The sequence below is a fragment of the Bacillus sp. 05T31 genome, from assembly GCF_056396725.1.
The window spans coordinates 1-6,705 of the sequence record NZ_JBFTMA010000249.1; the positions used below are offsets into that span (position 1 = coordinate 1).

A 6,705-nucleotide genomic window follows, 5' to 3' on the forward strand; every position below is an offset into this window, starting at 1 on the left:
ACTTTGAACAGCTGATAACTTTAATTCTTCTGAATATATATTAAAAGTTAAGCCTTTTTTAGTCATGAAAAATCCCCTCCAAGTAATAGTGTAACATCCATGTATGTACATGGTCTTTTTACACTGTCTACCTAAAGGGGATAATATCATATCGCCTCAGACTCTTTTTATTATTTTACATATACTTCTTCTAACAAATGTAAAAACTCGCCTTGTTTACCTGCTAATTCAGGGCATTTGTTAATATCAACCCACTCATAACAAAATACTAAACCTTTGTCTTCCTCACCAGCACTTACTATATGTTCCCACGTATCTTTCACATCTGTTAATAATGAAATGTGGAAAAAATGACGTTTTTGATATTCCTTTTTTTCTTTCATATAAATAATGTAATCAGAAAGGAAGCGCTCGATACAAAAATGGCGTAGTCCTGACTCTTCTTGTACTTCACGTAAAATTGCTGCCTCTAACGTTTCGCCTTCATCTACCGTCCCGCCTGGCACTTGGATACCAGCCTCTCGTATATCACGATGTTTAAAAACGAGTAGTTGCATAGCCCCTTCTTTTTCTCTCGTAATATATGCATGTACCTTTTTCTTATATAACATCGTCATCTTAGCCCTCTCCCCTCAATTCATTACTGCGTTACTTCTTCAATCGTCAGTTGGTTTTCATATAAATATGTAGCTTGCGGATTCCCAACATACCGTACATGCCACGGTTCATAACGATAACCGGTAATCCCTTCTTTCTCTTTCGTATATCTAATAACAAAACCAAACTTATGGGCATTTTCAGAAAGCCACTTTCCTTCTTTCGTCTCCCCAAAAACAGTTTCTAGCTGAAATTTAGCAGATTGAGATGTAATATCCATAGCTAGTCCTGTTTGATGTTCACTCGTACCAGGGACTGCACTAGACATCGCTGTTTTCGCTTCCCCATCTTGCCTTTTATACATCGTATTTAATGCTTTTTGTCGATCAAAAGATCTAAATCCAGAGACTGCGAATAGAAACATCCCTTCATTATCCCCTTGCTGGAACATTTCCTCCAGCGCCAGCGCTGCCTCTTTCCTCATCTTTTTCTTTTCTTGATCACCTTCACTAGAGTAACGCACTTTCGGAATAACTAAATCTTGCGGCTTATATCCATCTGGTAAACGCCTACTTTTATTCACAAGTACAAGCATCGAATTTGGATTACTAATCACTGCGATATCCCCATCCATATTAGCAATCGTTTCTTTTGCTTTTGGAAATATATTGTTTACATTCACTTCCCGCGCCTCTTGATCCTTGTACATCTTATAATTTATTCCTGCTACTCCAACAATCAGTATCATCGCTACGATACTAAGTTGCCCACTTCTCCACTTCTTTAAACAAACTCGTTCCAATACCTCGGCCACTATACTCTCGCAAAATACCAATTACAATGCCTGCCACATGTCTCTTTCTTTGAATATTATTTCCATTAACTAAAATAAACCCTACTATTCTCTCTTCTTCAACTGCTACAAATATTTTCGCATATTCATTTTCTATAAAACGGTGGACCATCTTTTCTTGTTGATCTACTGTAGTTTTTCGTTCTCCTGGTTCATATAACATAAATTTCGTTTCTTCATCTAATTGCTTACTTAATTGCAAAAATGATGCTGCATCTTCTACTCTAATCTCYCGKATCACCTTGATCACCCTACCCATTCTGTTTGTTAAAAATCTTCCTTACAAAGAGATTTTCTTCATTTTTCTGAAAATACCTCTCTAAATTYCTTACTATAAATAGACAAATTTCGATATYAMTATAATAAWAGGKAATTWTGTCTATAATGTGACATATCTTTCTACCTATAGATTATGAACAAATAAAAAAACGTAAGCTTCTCGCTTACGTTTATCCTGTATTAACGGGTATCCTGATTGATGAGGGCTAATAATCAGTAGGATGAACCCTCCGGCTAATTAAATTCCCACTTTATCCATTCACTTTTTCYGCTTGCCAAAAATAYYCWCCAAATGCTTTAGCAAGWRCATCAATYGATCKATTTAATTCTTCMTCTGTATTATCTACSCCRCCAACTTCAATTAAWATCGCTTGTCCTGATARGTCTTGATTATAGACGCCATTCCCTGTTTGGAACCCTTTTTGAATTACACCACGGCTCACTCCTGGATATTTTTTATTAATTTCCTCATGAAGAGCTGTTGCTAATTGTAAGTTCTTTTCATAATTTTTATTTCCTTTCCCWATTACAAAAGCAAGCTTTGCATAKGATTTATCTCCAATTGTTTTTGTCGTGACATTTTTCCGTGCACTATCGCGGTGCAAATCAAAAAAGTATTGGAGTTCTTTATTTCCAGTCATAGCTTGTTGTACAATTTCTCGTGACAGTTTATAAGAACTATTACTGTTTAATCCTTTACTTATTAACTTTTGGCCAACATCAGTCTTATCGCTAGTAGCACCTATCCCTTCGCTTTCCAGTTGTTCCCGAAAACGATCTCCAACTATTGAAATATTCGTTACAGAACTCGTTGCTTTATTCGGATYTGGGTCATTCGTTAAGTTSAGTAACGGCAAATAAGATTCCCARCTATGTGWATGATAAATMAATGCAACTTGTCTTTTYCCCGTYGTTTGAGMTGGYTGTTTCTTCTCTTTATTCGTATCAGGCTTAGGAACTTGTCCAGCTTCTCCAGTCCGTTCCTTCACTACTTCTTCAAGAGGAACACTCGATTCTATCGGTAAGTTGGAGTAATTTGTTCCTTCACCTGCTATAACGATTTCTGTATCATATTTCCCAAATCCCGGAAGTTCTTTCCCGACAAAACTACGTACATCATCAAAACGAATATTCGTAGCCATCGAAAAGAGGAATGAAGAAATAGAAAAGTCTTGATTCAAATTCCGGTACTCCTGTGTAAAATAATGATTCTCTTTTCCAATAACGTACATGTAACCATTCATTGATAACTCATTTAACCAATTATATAAATACGTTGACTTTGTCTCTTTCATGGAAGTTACCATTACACTAATAAGAAAGAAAGTCGCTAATACCGTAGTAATAATAAATATAATTAACTTGCGTACACTTGTTAATTTCACGTAAAAAAAGCCTCGATTCATACTATCACCCTCTCTATTTCAAGTTATGTACAAGCTCTAGAGAATAGACCGCTTAAATTCCGGCTATATTGTTAATGAGGTGAAATGAATTGAAGCTACTAATAGGAACATTACCAATCGTCTTATCATTTATTTTTTATTTGTTTGCTTTACATCCTAAAATTCGCATTGCGCTACATATTTCTGCGTACATAGCATTGTATGTGCTCGGGACAATTATTTCTATTAATATATATGATGTTTTAATACAAGATCTTGTTTTTATGACATGCATTCACGGTATTTTACTAAATCCATTTTTCCTTATTGCCGGAGCATATATAGGAATATACACTTTGTACCTAGTATTGTCTCAAATTATTGCGAAACTAATGAATATAGAAAATGGAGCGTAATGAAATGCAGCCACCGTTCATCTGTCATAAATGCAAAAAAAGAATAACGAGAAGGAAAGATCTTATTACCTCTACATGGCATTTCCGCTTTTATTTGTTTCATAACACTTGTTTCAAAAATCAGCAATTATTTGTCTCACGTTTTATTCCYATAAATACACTCTTTGGTTTCTTTCTTATTACATATGGGCTTATTGCTGGCAGCATTCTTATGATCACGGAGCCATCAATCATTTGGCTTGTTTTTTCAATTCCTATTTTATATCGATTTCTTTCTTATTATTACATAGAACGTTATTTCTCTAAATAACGGGTAGACTGACCTCTAGGAATACTTAAACACTCCCACTCATTTTCTTTTAACATTTTACCAATGTAAATAATCTGTCCAATATGCAAAGCATAATGAGAAATTTGCCTTTCAATCGCCTGCATTACAGTATGTGCTTCTCCGCGAACGTATATTGTCTTCAATAGGTGTTCCGACGTTATAGTATTCATCGTTTTAAAAACATGTTCCCACCCTTCTTGCCACGCAGCAAGAGCTTCTTGTTTTGAATTGTAGCCGCCCTCAAATTCACCATCTCGATTGCGATCTATTTTTTCGCCATCAGACGTTAAAAAATCCGTCCATCTTGAACGCATATTACCATGTAAATGCTTAATGATAATCGCAATACTATTTGTCTCTTCATGAGAAGACCACATTATTTGTTCATAAGATAATTGAGAAAGCACTCGTTCTCCTTGTTTTTGTGTTGCTTTGAAATTCGAAATTGCACATTGTAAATATTCTCGTCCGATATCCAAATTAACCCCTACCTTCACACTAACTAATTTTCGTTCCATTCGGCAGTTCCATATTCGGCTGAAGTAAAACAACATCGTCAGCTTCAGGAACACCACCCAGTACAAGCACTTCCGATTTAAATCCTGCCACACGCTTTGGTGGGAAATTTACAACAGCAACGACTTGTTGACCGATTAAATCTTCTGGATTGTATCTTTTCGTAATTTGAGCACTTGATTGCTTAATCCCGAGCTCTCCAAAATCAATTTCTAACTTAATTGCCGGAACTCTTGCTTCTTTAAATTCCTCCGCCTTTCTTACCGTTCCAATACGCAAGTCCAAAGTTAAAAAATCTTCAAAACTAGCCATTTTATCACTCCTCCCAATTATTATTTAGACACAGTATAAAAATTCCCTTCAAAAAAAGAAAGGCGCCTAAGCACCTTTCTTTTGTAATTCACTTGATTCATTTGATTTATAAAAGAAGAAACCGAGAACCCCGCCAATACATGATGGGATTAACCACCCTATTCCTTCTTTATATAATGGTAGCATTTGAAGTACATTTGAAATTGCGTCAATCTTTATGTTCGCACTTTCTAAGCCATTAAATAAACTAATTAATAATGCACCTAATATTGCGCCTATATAAATTGTATTACGCTTTCCAATCCATTTATGGAAATACGAAAGTACGATTAATACAATTGCAACTGGATAAATGATCATTAACACTGGTAAAGTTACTGCGATTAATTGTGTTAACCCTAGGTTAGATACAATTAAACTAAATACACATACCATTGTTACAATCGTTTTATGCGAAAGTTTTGGGAATAAATTTGTAAAGAATCCAGCACAGGCAGATGTTAATCCAACAGAAGTTGTTAAACAAGCGAGTATAATTACAAGCCCTAATAAAATTTTACCACTCGTTCCATATAACTCATTTACAACATTCGTTAAAATAAGACCACCGTTCTCCGACACACCAAGTGATGTACTTGTAGATCCGAGATATGCAAGTGATAAATATATTAACGTTAAACCTAATACAGCAATAATCCCTGATACAACTGTTATTTTTGCGATTTGTCCGCTCTCTTTTATCCCTTTTGAGCGAATAACTTGTACAACAACAATCCCAAACACAAGAGCACTAATCGCATCCATCGTTAAATATCCTTGAATAAATCCACCAAAGAATGCATTCTCTTTATACGCAGCTAAAGGTGCAGCCGGTTCTCCAATTGGATCAATAATTGCCTTTCCGACAATAACAGCAACAATTAATACTAATAACGGTGTAAGAAATTTTCCAAACCAATCCACTAATTTAGATGGATTTAATGATAAATACCACGTTATTCCGAAGAAAACTATAGTGAAAAGAAATAGCATGTACCATTCTGAAACCATTGCCTCTGATAAAAACGGCTTCATACCCATTTCAAACGAAACGGCTCCAGTACGCGGAATCGCAAAAAATGGTCCAATTGCTAAATAACTAATTAATGGGAAAATAAACGCAAATATAGGGTGGACTCTAGAAGATAGCGCTTTCAAGTCCCCCTCTACAAACGCGACAGCTGTTACAGCTAATAGGGGTAATCCGACTCCCGTTACAAGGAATCCTATTGTAGCAACCCAAACATTCTCTCCTGCTTGTTGTCCTAAAACTGGCGGGAAAATTAAATTTCCTGCTCCTAAAAATAATGCAAATAGCATTAAACCAATCGCTACCGTATCACCTGGCCTCAATCGTCCCTTCATACTTTTCATTTGCATAGCACTTTTTCATTGTTTATTTCTATTTTCACAATATGCTATGCATCCTCCTCTCTGCTCATGATGATAAAATATACCCCTTACAAAGCAATGTCTTTCTCCATAATTTCTCCATTCCCCTTTTAATTACTCTAAATAATAAATTTTGATTTTTTTGAATATTTAAGTCATTAGAGTGTTATAACGTGGAGTTTAGTTGTCAGACCTTTTTGTTTTTATCACACATATAGTAACATATTTGGTTGAAAAATAAAAACATATTTTTAAATAGAATTTTTCGAAAATCAAAATTTTCTTCTCTTTTTATTCTTTTACACAAATATTTTTAGATACCTATGATTTTCGTATTTTGTTATCTTTGAATAACTTTATATGTACAACCTAGCAAAAGCCATCCGAAAAATAAGATGGCTATTACATGTTARTCTATMRTTTCAACTTCACGTGGATTATTCATCTCTTCAACATACACAACTCTAAATCCRTGATYTTCTAAATCCTTTAGYAATGTTTCTAATTCAMYATCKTYAAACTCTTCTCCYAATGTAAACATWATTCTACGTACTAATARAGCATCATTATCAAAAGTCATTAAAC

8 protein-coding genes and 2 pseudogenes are annotated in these 6,705 nt (G+C 34.9%); 2 read left to right on the plus strand and 8 right to left on the minus strand.

Annotated features, from left to right (window positions below):
• Positions 1–170: 170 nt before the first annotated feature.
• The 4 genes and pseudogenes from AC1DJR_RS15820 to AC1DJR_RS15835 all read right to left on the minus strand — a co-directional run bounded on the left by AC1DJR_RS15820 (position 171) and on the right by AC1DJR_RS15835 (position 3,135).
• Positions 171–617 carry an NUDIX hydrolase gene (locus tag AC1DJR_RS15820; protein ID WP_002086031.1) on the minus strand — a complete coding sequence of 149 codons (447 nt, stop codon included), beginning with the start codon at positions 615–617 and terminating at the stop codon, positions 171–173.
• A gap of 23 nt (positions 618–640) precedes the next feature.
• Positions 641–1,345 carry a M15 family metallopeptidase gene (locus AC1DJR_RS15825; protein ID WP_477002988.1) on the minus strand — a complete coding sequence of 235 codons (705 nt, stop codon included), beginning with the start codon at positions 1,343–1,345 and terminating at the stop codon, positions 641–643.
• Between the two features lie 16 nt (positions 1,346–1,361).
• Positions 1,362–1,845: pseudogene (locus AC1DJR_RS15830) on the minus strand (N-acetyltransferase family protein); the annotation flags it as partial.
• A 135-nt stretch (positions 1,846–1,980) separates the two neighbouring features.
• Complete coding sequence (locus tag AC1DJR_RS15835) at positions 1,981–3,135, minus strand: stage II sporulation protein P (RefSeq protein WP_477002985.1); 1,155 nt, start codon at positions 3,133–3,135, stop codon at positions 1,981–1,983.
• Positions 3,136–3,224: 89 nt separating this feature from the next.
• Between AC1DJR_RS15835 and AC1DJR_RS15840 the strand changes: the two genes are divergently transcribed.
• Both AC1DJR_RS15840 and AC1DJR_RS15845 read left to right on the plus strand, forming a co-directional pair.
• On the plus strand, positions 3,225–3,530 hold the full coding sequence (locus AC1DJR_RS15840) for a hypothetical protein (RefSeq protein WP_477002986.1): 306 nt from the start codon (positions 3,225–3,227) through the stop codon (positions 3,528–3,530).
• Between the two features lie 4 nt (positions 3,531–3,534).
• Entirely contained in the window at positions 3,535–3,840 is a 306-nt protein-coding gene (locus AC1DJR_RS15845) for a permease (protein WP_429688215.1), read from the plus strand.
• Here AC1DJR_RS15845 and AC1DJR_RS15850 read toward each other — a convergent pair.
• The 4 genes and pseudogenes from AC1DJR_RS15850 to AC1DJR_RS15865 form a co-directional block, all read right to left on the minus strand.
• Positions 3,825–4,379, minus strand: a complete 555-nt coding sequence (locus AC1DJR_RS15850) for a DUF1572 domain-containing protein (protein WP_477002987.1) — start codon at positions 4,377–4,379, stop codon at positions 3,825–3,827. The two genes, AC1DJR_RS15845 and AC1DJR_RS15850, sit on opposite strands and share 16 nt — an antisense overlap.
• On the minus strand, positions 4,360–4,689 hold the full coding sequence (csaA, locus tag AC1DJR_RS15855; protein ID WP_429688132.1) for a chaperone CsaA: 330 nt from the start codon (positions 4,687–4,689) through the stop codon (positions 4,360–4,362). The genes AC1DJR_RS15850 and csaA overlap by 20 nt, the downstream gene beginning before the upstream one ends.
• A 66-nt stretch (positions 4,690–4,755) precedes the next feature.
• On the minus strand, positions 4,756–6,093 hold the full coding sequence (gene brnQ4, locus AC1DJR_RS15860; protein ID WP_429688133.1) for a branched-chain amino acid transport system II carrier protein BrnQ4: 1,338 nt from the start codon (positions 6,091–6,093) through the stop codon (positions 4,756–4,758).
• 436 nt (positions 6,094–6,529) lie between these two features.
• A pseudogene (locus AC1DJR_RS15865) lies at positions 6,530–6,705 on the minus strand (cyclic di-AMP binding protein CbpA); the annotation flags it as partial.

What these genes read in the sequence shown, in the direction of transcription:
- AC1DJR_RS15820 (WP_002086031.1), bottom strand. Translation starts at nt 617, where the DNA reads ATGACGATGTTATATAAGAAAAAGGTACATGCATATATTACGAGAGAA.
- AC1DJR_RS15825 (WP_477002988.1), bottom strand. Translation starts at nt 1,345, where the DNA reads ATGATACTGATTGTTGGAGTAGCAGGAATAAATTATAAGATGTACAAG.
- AC1DJR_RS15850 (WP_477002987.1), bottom strand. Translation starts at nt 4,379, where the DNA reads ATGGAACGAAAATTAGTTAGTGTGAAGGTAGGGGTTAATTTGGATATC.
- csaA (WP_429688132.1), bottom strand. Translation starts at nt 4,689, where the DNA reads ATGGCTAGTTTTGAAGATTTTTTAACTTTGGACTTGCGTATTGGAACG.
- brnQ4 (WP_429688133.1), bottom strand. Translation starts at nt 6,093, where the DNA reads ATGAAGGGACGATTGAGGCCAGGTGATACGGTAGCGATTGGTTTAATG.